General features: G+C 37.5%; 17 protein-coding genes. 9 read left to right on the top strand and 8 right to left on the bottom strand.

Annotation, left to right across the window (positions count from 1 at the left end; translation table 11 throughout):
* The first annotated feature begins 59 nt into the window (after window positions 1–59).
* From MUW56_RS14125 to MUW56_RS14110, 4 genes are all read left to right on the top strand, one after another.
* A complete protein-coding gene (locus MUW56_RS14125; protein WP_292013781.1) occupies window positions 60–1439 on the top strand; it encodes an NADH-quinone oxidoreductase subunit N in 1380 nt (459 codons plus the stop codon).
* Window positions 1440–1748: 309 nt separating this feature from the next.
* On the top strand, window positions 1749–2225 hold the full coding sequence (locus tag MUW56_RS14120) for a hypothetical protein (RefSeq protein WP_292013780.1): 477 nt from the start codon (window positions 1749–1751) through the stop codon (window positions 2223–2225).
* 39 nt (window positions 2226–2264) lie between these two features.
* Complete coding sequence (locus MUW56_RS14115; protein ID WP_292013779.1) at window positions 2265–2822, top strand: hypothetical protein; 558 nt, start codon at window positions 2265–2267, stop codon at window positions 2820–2822.
* 234 nt (window positions 2823–3056) lie between these two features.
* Window positions 3057–5366 carry a GAF domain-containing protein gene (locus tag MUW56_RS14110; protein ID WP_292013778.1) on the top strand — a complete coding sequence of 770 codons (2310 nt, stop codon included), beginning with the start codon at window positions 3057–3059 and terminating at the stop codon, window positions 5364–5366.
* A 53-nt stretch (window positions 5367–5419) separates the two neighbouring features.
* On the opposite strand, the gene MUW56_RS14105 is transcribed toward MUW56_RS14110, so the two are convergent.
* Window positions 5420–6595: a Pycsar system effector family protein gene (locus MUW56_RS14105; protein WP_292013777.1), complete on the bottom strand. Its 1176-nt coding sequence runs from the start codon at window positions 6593–6595 to the stop codon at window positions 5420–5422.
* Between the two features lie 26 nt (window positions 6596–6621).
* Here MUW56_RS14105 and MUW56_RS14100 point away from each other — a divergent pair, with 26 nt between their 5' ends.
* Complete coding sequence (locus MUW56_RS14100; protein WP_292013776.1) at window positions 6622–10338, top strand: metallophosphoesterase; 3717 nt, start codon at window positions 6622–6624, stop codon at window positions 10336–10338.
* Between the two features lie 81 nt (window positions 10339–10419).
* Here MUW56_RS14100 and MUW56_RS22845 read toward each other — a convergent pair whose 3' ends face one another.
* The 6 genes from MUW56_RS22845 to ruvX all read right to left on the bottom strand — a co-directional run bounded on the left by MUW56_RS22845 (window position 10420) and on the right by ruvX (window position 14090).
* Window positions 10420–10806 carry a hypothetical protein gene (locus tag MUW56_RS22845; protein ID WP_367118525.1) on the bottom strand — a complete coding sequence of 129 codons (387 nt, stop codon included), beginning with the start codon at window positions 10804–10806 and terminating at the stop codon, window positions 10420–10422.
* A 2-nt stretch (window positions 10807–10808) separates the two neighbouring features.
* Complete coding sequence (locus MUW56_RS22840; protein WP_367118524.1) at window positions 10809–11291, bottom strand: SdiA-regulated domain-containing protein; 483 nt, start codon at window positions 11289–11291, stop codon at window positions 10809–10811.
* Between the two features lie 56 nt (window positions 11292–11347).
* Window positions 11348–12115 carry a nucleoside triphosphate pyrophosphohydrolase gene (gene mazG / locus MUW56_RS14090; protein WP_292013775.1) on the bottom strand — a complete coding sequence of 256 codons (768 nt, stop codon included), beginning with the start codon at window positions 12113–12115 and terminating at the stop codon, window positions 11348–11350.
* A 359-nt stretch (window positions 12116–12474) separates the two neighbouring features.
* Window positions 12475–13029 carry a DUF5606 domain-containing protein gene (locus MUW56_RS14085; RefSeq protein WP_292013774.1) on the bottom strand — a complete coding sequence of 185 codons (555 nt, stop codon included), beginning with the start codon at window positions 13027–13029 and terminating at the stop codon, window positions 12475–12477.
* A 75-nt stretch (window positions 13030–13104) separates the two neighbouring features.
* Window positions 13105–13677, bottom strand: a complete 573-nt coding sequence (def, locus tag MUW56_RS14080) for a peptide deformylase (protein ID WP_292013773.1) — start codon at window positions 13675–13677, stop codon at window positions 13105–13107.
* Window positions 13674–14090 carry a Holliday junction resolvase RuvX gene (gene ruvX, locus MUW56_RS14075; protein ID WP_292013772.1) on the bottom strand — a complete coding sequence of 139 codons (417 nt, stop codon included), beginning with the start codon at window positions 14088–14090 and terminating at the stop codon, window positions 13674–13676. Before ruvX ends, def begins: the two co-directional genes overlap by 4 nt.
* A gap of 116 nt (window positions 14091–14206) precedes the next feature.
* Here ruvX and MUW56_RS14070 point away from each other — a divergent pair, with 116 nt between their 5' ends.
* Both MUW56_RS14070 and MUW56_RS14065 read left to right on the top strand, forming a co-directional pair.
* On the top strand, window positions 14207–14683 hold the full coding sequence (locus MUW56_RS14070) for a histidine phosphatase family protein (protein WP_292013771.1): 477 nt from the start codon (window positions 14207–14209) through the stop codon (window positions 14681–14683).
* Complete coding sequence (locus MUW56_RS14065) at window positions 14664–15554, top strand: archaemetzincin (protein ID WP_292013770.1); 891 nt, start codon at window positions 14664–14666, stop codon at window positions 15552–15554. Before MUW56_RS14070 ends, MUW56_RS14065 begins: the two co-directional genes overlap by 20 nt.
* Window positions 15555–15713: 159 nt before the next feature.
* Here the strand turns inward: MUW56_RS14065 and MUW56_RS14060 are convergent, their stop codons facing one another.
* Window positions 15714–17258 carry a serine hydrolase gene (locus MUW56_RS14060; protein WP_292013769.1) on the bottom strand — a complete coding sequence of 515 codons (1545 nt, stop codon included), beginning with the start codon at window positions 17256–17258 and terminating at the stop codon, window positions 15714–15716.
* 75 nt (window positions 17259–17333) lie between these two features.
* Between MUW56_RS14060 and MUW56_RS14055 the strand changes: the two genes are divergently transcribed.
* Window positions 17334–17786, top strand: a complete 453-nt coding sequence (locus tag MUW56_RS14055) for a hypothetical protein (protein ID WP_292013768.1) — start codon at window positions 17334–17336, stop codon at window positions 17784–17786.
* Window positions 17783–18280: a metallophosphoesterase family protein gene (locus MUW56_RS14050; RefSeq protein ID WP_292013767.1), complete on the top strand. Its 498-nt coding sequence runs from the start codon at window positions 17783–17785 to the stop codon at window positions 18278–18280. Before MUW56_RS14055 ends, MUW56_RS14050 begins: the two co-directional genes overlap by 4 nt.
* The last annotated feature ends 22 nt before the right edge of the window (window positions 18281–18302 follow it).

The following is an 18302-nucleotide window of genomic DNA, read 5'->3' as shown; positions in this document are numbered from 1 at the left end:
AATTCTAAACTTTGAACCTGAAACTTTAAACTTCAAATCTCACATCTCAAATCTATATTATGAGTGTTTTAATTATTGTTTTCCTAACGGCAGTTATTGCGTTATTTTCAGGAGTTTTTGAACAAGGAAAATTCGCAAGATACATTGGGATTTTGGGATTAATCATCGCATTGTACGTAAGTTTTATGCCGGAATGTTCGTTCTTCGACCATTACAAGCATATGTATGAGTACAGTGGCAATACCGCATTATTCACTAAAATATCCATCGTAACAACTTTATTATTATTCTTCCTGGGAGGTTTTGCATTCAGCAACCATAGAAGCCACCAGTCGGAATTATATGCATTGATGCTATTTGCATTATGTGGAGGGATCATCCTTTTCGGATATCAGAACCTGGTGACGATGTTCTTGGGAATTGAAATCCTTTCCATTCCATTATATGTAATGGCTGGAGCTAACAAAACTGATCTGAGATCAAACGAAGCTTCTATCAAATATTTCCTTATGGGTGCATTTGCGACAGGTTTCTTACTGTTCGGGATTGCGTTCATCTATGGAAGTGCCGGAAGTTTTGATCTGTACAAGATTCATGATTTTGGAGTAGCTAATTCAGGGAATGTAATGTTCATCTTAGGAGTATTACTGATTCTTTGTGCATTAGCATTCAAAGTAGCTTTAGCACCTTTCCACATGTGGAGCCCTGATGTATATGCAGGTTCTCCCTCATTAATCACAGCTTTCATGGCGAGTGTGGTAAAAATCTCAGGATTCTTTGCACTATTCAGATTGATGACTCTAGGTTTCACTGGAGTTACCCAAGAATGGATCAACGTTTTAGGGGTATTCTTAATCATTACTTTACTTTTGGCAAACGTTATGGGTCTTGCTCAGACAAATGCAAAAAGAATGCTGGCTTACTCTTCAGTGTCTCATGCAGGATATATCGGATTGGTATTCTTCGGAATGACCAGCCTTTCTACGTATAACCTTGCCTTTTATTTATTTGCTTATTCTTTATCTACAGTAGGCGTTTTCATGTGTCTGATCTGGGTAGAGAAATTAAAGAGAGAAACGTCTTTCGGAGCATTCAAAGGATTGGCAAAAACAGAACCTTTATTAGCAACAGCAGCAGCGATCTCTATGCTTTCAATGGCTGGAGTTCCGTTAACAGCCGGTTTCATGGGGAAATTTGCTTTATTCTCCCAGGCTATGAACGGCGCCGCTTTCTTAGTATTGGTAGCAGTATTAGGTTCTGCCCTATCTATCGCTTACTATTTACGATTGATCATCGCCATGTTCTTCTTTAAAGAATCAACATTCAAATCTTCAGAAAAAGTAACCCTTACTTACAATATCATTGCAGTAATTATCATTGCTTTGATTATCATCCTTGGGGTTTTCCCGGATCTGTTTGCAAGAATATTCGGATTATAAAACTTATCCACATTATATCAAAACCTTCCAGAAATCTGGAAGGTTTTTTTGTATTTCTTGCCAGGTAAAAATGTTGTGCAGCAAATACACCATTATTTATTTATTGCATATTATCCGTATTTATTATCATTTCAACATAAAACATTACATTTAAATAATAAACCACTCATTTGTTAAAACATTAAAAAATAAGCAATTAAATATATTATTAGTTAAAATATTTTTAAATATCAATCAAATTAATGATTTTTATACATTTAAATAAAAATAAATCTTATATTTGTGAGCTAACCAAAACTAATAATTACTATGAAAAAATTAATTCTTGCTATTGCAGTATTGACATTATTTTCTTGTGAAACAGAATCCAGAACAGATTCAAATGATCTCAATTCAAACTTAACTAAAACAGAGAAGGTTAAAACAAATTCTACAGCAAAGCTATCTATATTCCAGGCGAGCTGGGATGAATGGGGAAGAGCTTCAAAAAGCTGTGCTGGATGGGGATTATGTAACTTCCAGTCCTGCTGGTTCTGTAAGCTGGGAAAATATACCGGAAAAGTGGAAGTGGATGAGTTTACGATGGAAGGCTTCCTTTATGTAGCGCTGGACCCAACAGATGCAACTCAGGCGCAGGCTATAAAAACCCAGGAAACCTTTTTTGTAGACCAGGACATCAATAATTCAAATGCTGTGGTATACAAAGGAGAATATAAATTTGATGCTTCAATTGGAAACTACGGAGGATATCAAATCCCGGTTACAGTGAAGGATGCAACAAAATAAAATCAGATGGTGGAGAGTAATCTCCACCATTTTTATCATATGAAAAAGTTATTTACAATACTTCTATCAGCAATTTTTTTATGCTCGCTGAATTCCTGTAAAATCAATGGTAATTTTAAAGGGCTCTACAGTTATTATGAGACCACTAAAAAAGAAAACCCAGGCTTATTTATCAAAAATGATAATAAAATCTGCAGTTTAAAGTATTCCAAAAATATTTTTATCATCAATGGGAAAAGCCTGAAAGATTGCTTACAAGAAGATGACAAAAGCCTGGTCTACATCTGGGGGCCTAAATGTTCAAGCAAAGTCTGCATCCCGTTAAGTTCCGTTCAGGAATACTGTACCCGTAAAAATATCAGATTATACATTGTTGCAGAATACTTTGATTCAGAAATGATGAATAAAGAATATGCCATCGAAAGACCCATATTGGGTATTGACACAGAATATTACAAGACTAATCTCACTAAGAAATACCTTACCGCCTTCATTAACGATATTGCGCAGACCAATTATTCAGAAAAAAGATATCTGTACTTTGAAAAAGGAGAATTAAAAGATGTGCAGGAAGAAATCCTCCTTTACCATAACTGACCGCTCACAAAAAATTCTGCTTTAGAGCAGAATTTTTATTATTGCTAAAATCAATATATTTCCTAAATCCATAGTGATTTTATAAAAAAAAGAATCTCTGACAAATAATGGTGCAGACATTTTAAAAATTCGTTCAAAAAAAGAATAAATTTGAATTAAAGAAAGGCATATCTTCCCAATAAGACAGCCATTGAAAATGGTGTTTTTTTCATAACTTTACTCTAAATTTCAGCGTTGGCTAATCTTTACAAAAAAGACTCACCTTTTCAGGTTTATATTTCATTCAAAAAATATTTGGATGTACTGGAACATATCCGGTATAATGACCGTCTGGAATATAGGGTCAACTATGCTGAATCCCTGATCGACAGCACTAAGAATTTCAAAGAAATAAGAGACGGCTTCCAGGATATAACACTCCTTGAAAAACATGAGGACCTCATCAGGCTGCTTCTTGCAGACCTGTTCCCCACCGGCCTTACCCATAATGAGATAAAAGCGGCAAGTATTCCCCTTTCCAACATTACTTTTAATTATACCGAAAGGTTTAAAAATATCCTGAAGGACGCAGGAAAAGATTTTGAAATAGAGCTTAGAAATATTAGTGACAACGACTTTTATGTATTCTGCTGCTGCCTGATTCTTCAAAGCTATTTCAAAAAAGACATTAAAAGTACAATCCCATTCTATTATGATATCCCGAACCAACAGGGAATCATGAAGCATTATAAGATTACTGTAAACTCAGACTTTACCGAAGTTTACCCCACAGAAGATGCTAAAATTCCTTCTGACGAAGTACTGGATATGCTTCTCGAAAATCTGGATGATTTTAAACTTTGGAAGAAGTATTTCCCTTCCCAGTCATGGATACTGAAAGGATTTACCATTATTTCCCTGGTAGACTGTACTTCGGAAGTTGCACTTTCTGATCTTAAATCAAGCATGATAGAGATTGATCCTGAAGATTTAAATCCCAATGAGAATCTGACTGAAATTTTCAAATCTTATTTCGATGTTCCGGACCTCAGCTTCGGACTCATGACCTTTAATAAGAAAGAACAGAAACTTGATAAGCTCCCGATCTACGAAAGTCTCCTGACCAATCATATTCTTGATTTCTGGATCAATAATTTTGATGAAGAAACCCGTAAGAATACCTTCAACAATTTAAATCACAATTCAAAACCCATTGTGGTCTCCAATGTCAATAATCTGGATGAAAACGTCAGACAGCTTCCTTCTTTCAATATTTTAAGAGATAATAATGTCAACAGCTTCATGGTAATCCCTATCATGAAAGATAACGACCTCCTTGCCATCATGGAATTCACCTCTCCTATAGCAGGCAGCTTTAACGGTTTAAAACTCAAAAAAATGGAGTTTTTTACCGATATGATCCTTTTCTCTCTCAGCAGGTTTTACTTTGAGAAAAACTATCAGATAGAAGCCATTATCCAGCGTGAATACACCAGCATTCATGATAGTGTGGTATGGAAATTCAGAAATGAAGCGGAAAAGTATTTCACAGCCTCTCTCGGAAAGAAAATATATACATTAAAGGAAATATCCTTTAAAAATCTCACGCCACTGTTTGGAGTTTCAGATATCCGTTCTTCTTCAGAAAAACGTTTTAACCTGATGCTGGAAGATCTCACCCAACAGATTGAATGTCTCAAGGAGATTTTGGCTGCCACCAATTCTGATTCGGAAAAATTCATACTGGCATTGGATATTTTTGAAAATGAACTCAGCCACGAAATCAAAGCGGATACCGAACAGCGTTTTCAAAGATTACTGAGAGAAGAAATCCATCCTTTTTTACAGGGAAAACTGGAAGTAAGGTCATCCAGAGAATTAAAAGTAAAGATTAAAGATTACTTCTTAGGAGTACGGTCACAAACAGATCTGTTTTATACCCACAGAAAAAAACTGGACGATTCCATTACCCTTGTCAACAGGAAGCTGGCCGATATGCTGGATGAAAACCAGATCAAAGCCCAGCAGGTCTTTCCCCATTACTATGAAAGATTCAAATCTGATGGTGTAGAACATAATCTTTACATTGGAACTACCATTGCTCCGGAATTGCATTATACCTCAAAAGTAGTCCATAAACTAAGGTACTGGCAGCTGAAGACCATTTGTAAAATGGAACTTGAATTCCAGTCTTTTAAAAAAAACCTTCCTATTCCGTTAGATATTGCTTCCCTGATCTTTGTATACAATGAGAAGATCGATATCCGATTCAGAATGGATGAAAAGCGTTTTGATGTAGACGGCGCCTACAATTCCTATTATGAGATCATTAAAAAACGACTGGATAAAGCCCACATCAAAGACTCTTCTGAACGAATTACCGCTCCTGGAAAGATCACTATTGTGTATTTCGGGATGGAAAATCAAAAGGAGTACCTGGAATATATAGCCAAGCTCCAAAAGAAGCACATTCTTCAGCATGATGTAGAATTTCTAAAGGTGGAAGACCTCCAGGGAATTACGGGACTTCTGGCTTTAAGGGTTTCAATATACCAGAACGATTAATAAAAAAACCGAACAGTATTGCACTGTCCGGTTATTATGATATTTATTTTTTATTAAAGGCTCAAAAAAGCGAATCCAAAAGACAATACGGAAATGATAATCCCGGCCATAAAGATCTTATAGGTGATCGATAAAAGTTTATACTTCCTGTCGAGAACTTTCCCCAGGTAATATAAATCTTTCACCATAGAATCATAAATATAGTCTCTGTCTTTGATCAGATCCTTCATTGCATTGTGGTAATCTTCAAACAGCATTTGCTGGAAGTTTCCGAAAAACAGAAGATTTACTTTACGGTTGGCAATATCCTGATTTGTAAAAGTTGTCTTGGTCACATTCGGTTTGGTAGAAAGGATGGCAAAGATGATCGTCAGCACACTGGACAGCAGCAGTATAAAACTGGGAAGGATCAGATGGGAGTTTTTAGGGGCATCCAGCTTCGGAACCAATACAGAAAGACAAACAGAAATAATAATGGCATTTACAGATAACAGAATATTTGCTTTGCTGTCTGCAATATCACTCAGCCTTGTATGGTTATTGAGTGTTACTCTGAATAAAGTATCTACGCTTCTATCAGATTTTTCTTTCTCTTTTTTACCTTCAGAATTATCTTTTTTAACTTCTTTCTTATCCTCTTCTTTTTCCAGCTTCTTTTCAATTTTTTTGATATTCTTCTTTTTTAAAGGTTCCCAGTTTTCCTTGGCATAGTCTGTATAAAAAGTATGTTTATTTTTCAACATATCCAGATTGCCGGCATTCCATTCTTCATTAGAAAAGCATCTTACATTGGTAAGCTCCCATTCTTTTCTTAACGCATCAGAAATATCGTTGTAATCATGACCTGCAAAATGACTGAAGTCTGCATCTTTTACTATTTTTTCCAATACATTCTGAGGCTCGTAAGTAATTTTTGTCGCCAGGATCAGCTTTTCAATATCTTGGATATACTCTTCAGGATAATTTTCCTGATGCAGGAAGCCCTTCATAATTTCCACACTCCTCTCCTCATGATTCTGTGCGCATTCTATATACCCGGTATCGTGAAACCAGAGAGCAACCAGCACCTTCTCCTGATCCTGTTCGGAAACCGGAGTATTTTTCATGATTTCTTCTGCCTTGTTTACAGTGTAGGCAGTATGAATAAAATTATGATAAAAATATACTGAAGATAACTTATCTTTGAATAAGATTTCAACATAATTTTTAGCTTTGTCTAGAATGCTCATTCCTGAATTTTTGTTAATGTAAATTTATGAATTTATCCTTTAAAACTCATCTAAAAAATACTTCTATTGTTCTGAGAACAGTATTGTCCGCAGGAGCCCTTTATTCCTGTGCAACATATAACGTACAAAAGGGCAAAAACTTATTTGAAGTAAAAAATTCCGAGGTAAAATCTGAAAATGATTTTAAGATTTTTCTGATCGGAGATGCAGGAAATGCAGATGAGGCCCAGTCGAAAAAGACATTAAACTTACTGAAGAGCAAACTCGATTCTGCAGACAGCAATTCTATGCTGATCTTTTTAGGGGATAATATTTATCCCCGCGGAATGCCTAAAAAAACAGATAAAGATTATGCGCTGGCCGAACAAAAACTGAATAATCAGCTTACCATTACCAAAAATTTCAAGGGAAAAACACTGGTCATCCCCGGAAATCATGATTGGTATAACGGATTGGAGGGACTGGGAGCTCAGGAAGATTTTGTGAAACAGTATTTTAATGATAAAAAATCCTTCCTCCCAAAAAACGGCTGCCCTATTGATGACATCAGTATCTCTAAAGATATTAAATTAATCGTTGTTGATACAGAATGGGCAATTACCAACTGGGATCAGTCTCCGGGAATCAATAAGAACTGTACGATCAAAACCAGGGAAGACTTTTTCACAGAGTTCAAAGATCTGATCATTAAAAACCAGGGGAAAAGGATCATCGTGGCATTGCACCACCCTATTATCAGCAGCGGAACCCACGCTGGGTTCAGTTCTGCAAAATCGCATCTCTTCCCTCTTAACAGTAAAGTTCCTGTTCCTATTGTGGGCAGTATGCTTAATGTACTGAGAAGTTCTTCCGGGGCCAGTCCTGCAGACCTCAACAATCAGCATTATGCAGATTTAGCCAACAGACTCAAAAGTATCGTTCAGGATAAAGAAAACATCATTTTCGTCTCCGGGCATGATCATAACTTACAGTATCACGAAGACAGAAATATAAGACAGATCATCAGTGGTGCAGGTTCTAAAACAGATCCTTCCACCATTGTAGAACAGACCGACTTCTCTTACGGAAACAGCGGTTTTGCCGTTTTGAATATCAGAAAGGACCAAAGTACAGATGTTGAGTTTTTCTCCACAAAAGATGCTCAGCTTCAAAAACTGACCCATATATCAGTCATTTCAAAGCCGGATGTATTTATTAACAACTTTCCCAATACTTTCCCGGCTACGGCCACTTCAAGCATTTACCCGGTTCAGCTTACCCAAAAACGGAAATTTTACCGGTGGCTCTGGGGTGATCACTACAGGAGGTATTACGGAATTCCCATTGAAGCACCCACTGTTAATCTTTCAGAACTTAATGGAGGCTATATCCCGTTCCGGGAAGGTGGAGGAAACCAATCCAACAGCTTAAGATTAAAGTCAAAAGACGGACAGGAATTTGTTATGCGCGGAGTAAAGAAAAGTGCAATCCGGTTCCTCAACAATATGGCTTTCAATAAGAGTACTTTAGGAGATGAACTTACGGATACCTTCCCTGAAAAGTTTTTATTAGATTTTTATACGACCAATCATCCTTTCACGCCGTTTACCATAGGAAATATGGCAGATAAACTGAATATTTTCCATAGTAATCCCAAATTATATTATATCCCGAAGCAGCAGGCATTAGGCAGGTATAACGAAAATTACGGGGATGAAATGTATATGATAGAAGAGCGTTTTTCTTCCGACCCTAAAACACTGGCCTCTCTCGATAATGCCAAAGATATCGTCTCTACGGATGATGTATTAAAGAATCTGAATAAAAATTATAAATATTCCGTTGATAAAGAGTCTTATATGAGAGCAAGACTCTTTGATATGCTGATCGGTGACTGGGACAGACATTCAGATCAATGGAAATGGGCAGAATATGAAGACGGAGACAAAGTTATTTATAAACCTATCCCAAAAGACAGAGACCAGGCTTTCAGTAAATATGACGGTGCTGCATTTAAAATCATTATGAATGTTCCGGCGATCCGTCATATGAAGACTTTTACCGAAGACATAAGCAGCGTCAAATGGGTAAATATGGAGCCCTATCCTATGGATCTGATCTTCTTGAAAGGGGCTACCCAGGAAGAATGGATAGAACAGGCAAAATATATTCAGGAACATTTGACAGATACGGATATCGATGAAAGTTTCCATAATCTTCCGAAAGAAGTAAAGGATGAAACCATCGCCGATATCCAGAAAAAGTTAAAAATAAGAAAGACGAAGTTACAGAATTATGCCACTCAATATTACGATGTACTTCAGAAAAAAGTTCCATTGGCAGGAACAGTACATCCTGATAGATTTGTCATTACAAAAAACGGAAATTCTGTACTGGTACAACAGTATGAATTAGGTAAAAATAAAGATAAAAACAACCTGGTCTTTGAAAAAACATATGACGATTCAAAAACCAAGGAACTCTGGATCTATGGACTGGAAGATGATGATGTCTACGAGGTTACCGGAAACGGGAGGCCAAAAATGACGATCAGACTGATCGGTGGCTATAATCATGATGTATATAATGTAGCGGATGGTAAAAAAGTAAAAATCTATGACTTTAAATCCCAAAAGAATACCTACAACACAAAGAATACAACGAAAAACATTACGGACGATTATGACATCAATACTTACAATTACAAACATCCGAAGTACAATTCATGGGCTGGCTATCCTAACGCTGACTACAACCCTGATGACGGTGTGATTCTTGGGGTGCTGGCCAATTATACGGTAAACAATTTTATCCGTGATCCTTTTACGCAGAAACACAGTTTAAAAGCTAATTTCTACACGGCGACAGCCGGTTTTAGCCTCGTCTACAAAGGAATTTTCAAAAAAGCAATCTCAGGATGGGACATCAATCTCGATGCCGGATACACCACTCCCAGGTTCTCTCAAAACTTCTTTGGCCTGTCCAACGAAAGTGAATATGATAAAGAAAATACGGAAAGAGAATACAACAGAGCCCGGATTTCCAAATTTAATTTGGCTCCGTCTATTTCCAAAAAAAGCTGGATGAACCTTAGCCACCAGTTTCAGCTTACTTTTGAAGATAATAAAGTACAGATAAAAAATGGACGTTTCATCAACCAGTCTCCGGACGTAAGACCTGAAGTTTTCAATAGCCAGCAGTTTGTAGGAGCCAACTACACATTCGGCTATAAAAATGCAGACAACACTGCTTTTCCTACCCTGGGAATGGAATTTATGCTGAATGCCGACTGGAAAGCGATTCTTACCGATTTTAACCGCAACTTCCTGACCTTAAGAGGCAGGCTTGCCATTGATCACAGAATTGATAAAAAAGGAAATTTTGTATTCGCTAATTCCAGCAATGTGATGTGGATCAATAATAATCATTTTGAATTTTATCAGGCCGCTTCTATCGGGGGAAGTAATGGAATGAGGGCTTTCAGAAATGACAGGTTCTCCGGAAGATCTTACTTTACTAACAATTCAGAAATCCGCTGGGACTTTGGAAGAATAAGAAATAATATTGTTCCCGCCAATATGGGAATCCTTATAGGCTATGATATCGGAAGGGTATGGAACGATACAGAAAATTCCAGAAAATGGCACCAGTCTGCCGGAGCCGGTGTCTGGCTGAGTATTGTGGAAATGATCTCTGCCCGACTGAATTATTTCTACGGATCAGACGGCGGAAGGGTTTCCGCCGGAATTGGAATGAAATTCTAAATACAGCCATAAAAAAACAGCCGGAAATAAGCAAAATTGCGATTATTTCCGGCTTTTATATTTCATAGGTATCTTCAAGCATCAAAAAGCAAACTGATATACATTTCCGCCCTCATTTTTTTCTTTTTCGTCTGCAATCAGCAAAGTCTTATCATTGATAAAAACCACCGCTTCTTTCTGTGAATTGTGATCCAGGGGTACTTTCTGAATTTTAGCAGTATTAAAATCACTGGCTGTAAATCCTGTAAGGATATGAATATTCTTGTGGGTCAGCAATACGATCTTGTCTTTTGCCGCATTGATTGTTGCAGATGTGATCGCGGCATCATTATAGCCTCCCTGCAGCTTAAGTTTACCGATAAGCTTTGCTTCAAAATCGCCCTCTTTGTTGGGCACTTTGAACACCAGGAAAGTTCCGTCAAATCCTTTACTTCTGTTTTTTGTAAAAAGATAAAAATTACCATCCATCTCTACAAAAGCCTCACAGTCATATAATAAATTTGATTTTTGGGAGGAAATTCAGTCTGTCCTTCATAATGAAATTTCGTGGTCTGAATGACCTTTGTTGAAGCCTGGCCTGCATCTTTTAAATCTGTTTTTAAAATAGCAAGATCCTGTCTGTTGTTATCATTGTTACCAAAATCCCCGATATAGATATTTCCTGCAGCATCTGATATAATATCTTCCCAGTCTGTATTTTCAGCATTATCAACCGGAATTTTACCTATCATTTCCCCTTTATCATTAAGAGCATAGACTGCATTTTTATTGCCTTTATCCTCTATCACCCAGATCGTTTTTTTATCTTTCGATACGGTGATACCGGAAACTTCTTTCAGTTTTTTAGGTAAAGAAAACTGTGTTTTTAAGAGATTTTCGTTAGACGGTTGATTCTGAGCCTTAGGGTTGCAGCTCAGTAAAAAGATAAAAGGTAAAATAAGAAATCGCAACATGTTGTTTGTTTTAAAATTAACCGAAAATAAAAAGGAACCATTCTCCTTTATAAAGTTTATGATAATTGCTTGGCTTTTTCCCAAAGGACATCCATTTCTTCCAAAGACATATCGGCAAGCTTCAGGCTCTGCTCCTCAGCAAGACCTTCCATTTTTTGAAATCTGGAAATAAATTTAAGATTGGTCCTTTCCAGGGCAGAATCCGGATTAATCCCGGAAATTCTGGCGTAATTAATCAATGAAAAGAACACGTCTCCCAATTCCTGTTCTTTTTTGTCGGGATCGATTTCTGCATGAAACTCCTGAATCTCTTCATCCACTTTTTTCCAGGCATCTTCAGCATCGTGAAACTCAAAACCTATTCCCTTAACTTTATCCTGGATTCTATAGGCTTTCACCAAGCTCGGTAAGCTTTTTGGAACCCCGCCTAAAATAGATTTGTTCCCTTCCTTCAATTTTAATTTTTCCCAGTTCTGTTTTACTTCTTCTTCATCTTTCACCTCCGTATCACCATAAATATGGGGATGGCGGAAAATCAGTTTTTCATTCAGGGAATTGATGACATCTGCAATGTCAAAACTTTCTTTTTCGGAACCTATTTTTGAATAGAAAACCAGATGAAGTAATACATCCCCCAGCTCTTTTTTTATTTCCTGTAAATCTTCCTGAAGAATAGCATCCGAGAGTTCATAAGCCTCTTCAAGAGTCAGATGACGGAGTGATTGTAAAGTCTGTTTCTGGTCCCACGGGCATTTTTCACGCAAATCATCCATGATATCCAGTAATCTTCCGAAGGCTTCTAGCTTTTCCTGTTTCGTGTTCATAAGTAATTGGAAATTCAATCTTATACAAATGTAAGGGTTATTTTGACTCTACCGCAACCCTTGGAGTTGAAAGTTGAGAGTTAAGGACTGAAAGCATCAGTAGGAGCAATCAATTGTGAGGAATCAATTTGCCTTGCTTGTCAATTTTGATCGATTCACTATTCCCTTGCACCCCAAATTCACTATACCCTTTCCACTTGAAACTGTATCCCAATCTCAAATATCTGAAATCTGATGTCTGAAATCTAATATCTTGGCTCTTGATTCTTCCCGGCTCCCGGCTCTCAATTCTTACAGCAATAAAAAACCTTGTCAAGAAAACTCTCAACAAGGCTTATTTCTAAAATCCGCTAAGTGGATTATCCTTTTTTAGTGTGCGTGCTTTTCGGAGCCGATTTAGCAGCTGAAGTCGCCTTTACTTTTGGAGCAGCAGCCTTTTCTGCTTTAGGTGCTTTTTTAGGCGCTTCCTGTTCGATGCTTACTTCTTCCTGAGCCGGGTCTAATGTTTCAGGCTCTGCTTTAACAAAGCTATCAGGAGTAATATATCCTGCCTTGTGAAGAATATTGTACCACTGAGCCAATTTCTTGATATCTGAAGAATATACTCTTTCAGTATCATAATTAGGAAGGGAAGTTAACATAAACTCCTTCAATTCTGCATCAGAAGATTTGTGAGAAATCGTTTCCTTATAATCGTTGTTTTTAGCAATATTTTCAAAAACTTCGAACAAAGGAACTTCTTTATCAAATGTAAACATGGCAATATTATCCAATAAGCTTACCTGGCTAGAGTTGCCGATGCTTACTTTTTTCTTGTTGGTAACATCTTCAATAATGAAACCATTTCTTAATTGAGAAACGAGTTTGTAAAGTCCTGGTTTTCCAGAAATTGAAATTATTTTTTCTAACAGCATAATTTTATTTTTTGTAAATTTTGCAACCAGCTTTCGCTTTTTGCTCTTTATTATTTCTTTTTATCCTTGATTAAATTATTTTGGAAATCTCATTTTGTAGCCAATGCTTACATCGCCCTGAGAGATCTTCGTCAGCTTTCCTTTTACCAATTTCTTTTTCAAAGCACTTAGATGATCCGTAAATAAGATTCCTTCAATGTGGTCATATTCATGTTGAATTACGCGGGCTCTAATATCGGAAAAAGTTTCTGTATGTTTCACAAAATTTTCGTCATAATATTCGATAACGATTGTCCCTTTTCTTTTTACATCTTCTCTTACATCCGGAATCGATAAACAGCCTTCATTAAACTTCCATTCTTCACCGGATTCTTCAAGAATTCTGGCATTGATGAACACTTTTTTGAAATCAGCCAATTCATCTTTAATATCTTCATAATCCTCATCTTCCGCAAGAGGAGTCACATCTATTACAAACAGACGGATATCCAGCCCGATCTGAGGTGCTGCAAGACCAATGCCATTTGCACTGTACATCGTTTCGAACATATTATCTACCAGTTCCTGTAAACCGGGATAATCTTTCTCTATATCTTTTCCCACTTTTCTCAAAACAGGATCTCCAAAAGCTCTTATCGGTAAAATCATCTTAATCTTTGTTCTAAAAAATTCTGCAATATAATCGTTGCACTTACTTTATCTATTAATCCTTTTTCCTGTCTCTTTTTCTTACTTTTTCCACTCTGAGAAATAAAAAAAGAGGCCATTTTGGAAGTAAACCTTTCATCAAAACGATGAACCGCAATATCCGAAAATTCTTTCTTAAATTCTTCAATGAATTTTAAAATATCCGTTTCCACTTCTGAAATGTTTCCCTTCAAATCTATGGGAAGCCCAATCACTACTTCATCCACCTTATTCGCATGGAAATATTTTTTTAAAAATTCCATTAAAGAAGGCGTATTAACAGTCTCCAGACCACTGGCAATAATCTGCATATCATCTGTTGCAGCAAGGCCACAACGCGCTTTTCCATAGTCTATTGCAAGGATTTGTCCCATAAGTCTGCAAATTTAGTAAAATTTAATGATTTTATTCATAACGCAGTTTTTTTATGTAAATCATGTTTTATTCCATATTTTTTTTTATAATTTTAATCTTCCAAAAAAACAAATATATGAAGAGACTCATCCTCGTACGACATGCGAAAAGCGACTGGCCGGAAGAAACGGAGGACTTTGACAGACCTTTGGCAGACAAGGGTTTGGAGGATGCTATGAACATGTCCAGATTCCTGAAAAACAATCATATTTCCATTGATCATTTCATTTCAAGCCCGGCAGTCCGTGCACTGAATACCTGTAAGATTTTCAACCAAACCTATCAGCTTGATTTTTCAACTGATGAAAAACTGTATAATCCTTCGGAAAGAAATTTTGAATCTGTAATTTATGACCTGGATGACAAGCTTAGCTCAGTAGCCTTTTTCTCCCATAACAACGGAATTTCCAATTTCGCCAATTCCATTTCTGAAGATATTTTTCATTTTCCAACCTGTGGTGTAGCAGGCTTTGAAGTAGACTGTGATTCATGGTCCGAATTTGACGGTGCCAAAAAGAAACTTCTGTTCTTCTATGAGCCGGGGAAAATATAATTTTGCTTTAGCCTTCTTTTATTCCGCAGTATGGACACTCTTTTTTTCATGTCAAAAAAGAGAGAAAACCTATTTTGAAGCAATTGCAGTAAATGATGTAAAACTTTCTGAGCCCAAATCCGGAAACTGGAGATACAGCCATAAGGAAAACGTTCAGCAGTTTGAAGATTTCCAAAAATCAAAAAGGATAAAACCGGTACCCGGAAAAAATATAATATATCTTCAGCCTATCGGAAGCTTCAATGAAATTCAGCAAAAAGAGATAGAGCTCACCAGAGAATATATAAGAATTTATTTTCAGCTGGAAACAAAAGTACTGCCCGCTTTATCCAATACTCTTTTCCCTAAAACGGTCAGAAGAATTTCCAGAGAGGGACAGGAGCAAGTGCTAGCCAGCTACGTCCTGGACAGTATTTTGATGAAAAGAAAACCTAAAGAGGCTGCCATCGTAATGGGAATCACTGAAAAAGATCTTTTCCCGAGACCCGACTGGAACTATGTTTTCGGATTTGCTTCTTATGAGAAGGGTGTGGGAGTCACTTCCATCTATCGGCTGGCTGAAGGCCACCTGACAGCATCTAATTTTAATGAAAGTCTTGTAAGATTAATGAAAATCGGTTCTCACGAAATTGGACATATGTTTGGAATCAGCCACTGTCTGAACGCCAACTGTGTCATGAACGGGACCAATTCACTTACGGAAACAGACGATCATGTAGCCAGAGCCTGCTCTCTTTGCCAGATGAAATTAAATTCAAGCATACACTATGATAATAAAAAAAGATTACTTGAATTAAAAAACTTCTTTGAAAAGCTACATCTCAATACAGAATCGTCCTTAGCGCAACAGGACCTGAACCTTCTACAGTAAAGCGCTATACCTTTTACAAACCGTATATCCCCTGCTCCGGAAGGCTGGTAATTTTTTTGACCGGATGGCTAAATAAAAAGAACGGACCAAAGCCCGTTCCTCGTATATATTTTCAGCAATTTTGCCTTTCCTCCTTTTTGTGATTTTGCTTTCACCCCCTTATTTCTTCTTCAAATCCAGGTCATCAAAATCAAAACTGAAATCCGTAACATCGGAAATGGCTTTCAATTTCGCCGATTGTGCTTTGCCGTTCTCATCATAGCTGAAAATAATGTAAGCATCGGCATCATAGCTTCTGTCATCCCATTTTATAATGAATGAATTATTGGAATAAGGAAGCAGCTCCCCTTTTAATCTTGGAGCGTTTTTACATGCAATTCTATAGCTATTTCCCTGCTGGGTAATCTCCACATCACCAAACCAGGTATCATGATAGTTCCCTGTAAACTGCTCTGCTTTAGGCTGAAGGCCTTTCTCTTTTTTAAAGGCCTCAGACTTTGCAAATGCCTCTTTCTTCTGCTTTTCAAATTCTCCATTCGCTTTGGCCATTCGCTCCTCATATGTTTTCAGCCAGTTTCTGTCGGCCACTCCCAGATATGAGTCTTTTACCGTATTGGTAATGGTATTGAATGCAGCCCCTGACTGCTGGTTCGTCAATACCACAATTCCCAGTTTCAGGTCCGGTATCAAAGTGAACTGAGTAACGGTTCCGATCAATCCTCCTGTATGCTGTACCTGTTTGTGCCCTTTAACATCGCTTAAAAACCATCCCAGGCCATATCCGTAAAAGCTTGTATCATATGGATTTTTAGCAGCTACTTTATCTGGAATCTGCATGCTCCAAAGCTGCTGAACGTTTTTATCGGATACTAATTTTTTACCGTCTTTTGTTGTGAAATTATTCAACAGGCATTCTGCCCAGGTAGTCATGTCTTTAATGTTACTCATAATTCCTCCGGCGGCATTGGCTGTTTCATTCCAGTCATGCGGGACGGCAACAGCTTTTCCCTCTACAGGAGCGTGAGCATCAATTTTGTTAGAACTGGCCTTAGCCCTGTTATAACTTCCAAAACTGGATGTCATTCCCACAGGTTTCATAATCCGCTGTTCTATAAATTCTGCCCAGCTCAATCCGGAAACTCTGTGAATCACTTCTCCCGCCACAATAAACATGATATTATTATAGTCCAGCGTTGTTCTGAATGGATTTTCCGGCTTCAGATATCTTACATTATGCACGATATCATTTACGGTTAAACTTCCTCCTTCCGGAAAAAACATCAAATCCCCCTGTCCCAGTCCCAGTCCGGCTCTGTGGGTAATCAGGTCTTTTATGGTTACATTCTGGGAAACATAAGGATCATACATCTGAAATTCCGGAATGTATTTTGAAACTTTATCCTCCCAGTTCAACTTTCCTTCATCTGCTAACATAGCCAATGCTACACAGGTAAAACCTTTGGAGTTGGAAGCAATTCCTACCAGTGTATTGTCATCCATCGGCTGCTTTGTGGTAAGGGAACGTACTCCAAAGCCTTTGGAATAGGTCACTTTTCCATCCTTTACAATTCCTACAGACATTCCGGGAACATCAAAGGTTTTCAAAGTATTCTGAATTAATTCATCCAGTTTTTTTTCTTCCACCTGAGCATTTGCCAGCCCTACGGTTAAAAGAAAAACAAAAAAAGAAAGTTTCTGCTTCATTGCTTTTTTAATTTTTCCAAATGTAGTAAATAACCTTAAAGCTTCTTTATATTTGCAGTCTAAAAAGCATTAAAAATGGCAATAAGCAGGTTATTCGCTTTATTCTTGCTGATCATAAGCTGTAATTTATATTTCTCCCAGGAGATAGTCATCAAAGATGATAAGGTGCTGCTGGATGGTAAGCAGATTCTCAAAGCAGAAAAAATCAATGCAGCCCAATATTCATTTTTTTCTATGAAAGATGATGAAGAGGTTCTGCTATACAGGTACATGGATCATGAAACCCCAAGATATGTAAATGATGATGATTTTATTTTAAATTTTCTGACTGAAAAGACTCAAGTAGAATCGACAGCTATGGCTAAAACAGCCCATTTTATGAATTCCAGAAAAGGAATGGAAAAATTGGTAAGAGGGTTGCTTAAAGAAAGAATGATCAACCATGATGGCGAATTGAATCCTGAGCGCGTTGCCGTTTTCAAAGACAAATACCACGAAAACATCACTGAAATACCCCTTAGATCATGACAAAAATACTTCTCCTTTCCGACTCCCACTCTTATATTGATAACAGGATCTTAGAATATGCGGCCCAGGCGGATGAAGTCTGGCACTGCGGGGATTTTGGGAGTATGGAGGTGATTGAGCAGCTGGAAAAGATAAAACCATTACAGGGAGTTTACGGAAATATTGACAATGCTAAGATCCGTTCTGAGTTTCCGGAAGTCAGCCGTTTTTTCTGTGAAGACCTTGAAGTGTTGATGATCCATATCGGGGGATATCCTGGAAAATATACTCCGCTAACCAAGAAGGAAATTGCTGATAAGGCTCCCAAGCTATTCATTTCAGGACATTCTCATATTTTAAAGGCTATGTATGATGAGAAGAACCAGCTTTTGCATCTTAATCCGGGGGCCTGTGGAAAGCAGGGCTGGCATAAGATGAGAACGATGATGCGGTTTGTCGTTGAGGGTTCAGAAATCAAGGATCTGGAAATTATTGAACTGGGTCCGAAAGTTTAACCGGGAAAAGGCGGGGAAAACC

This window comes from Chryseobacterium sp. (genome assembly GCF_022869225.1).
Taxonomy (GTDB): domain Bacteria; phylum Bacteroidota; class Bacteroidia; order Flavobacteriales; family Weeksellaceae; genus Chryseobacterium.
Note: the sequence above shows the minus strand (reverse complement) of the source record. Positions and strands in the feature narration are given on the sequence as shown.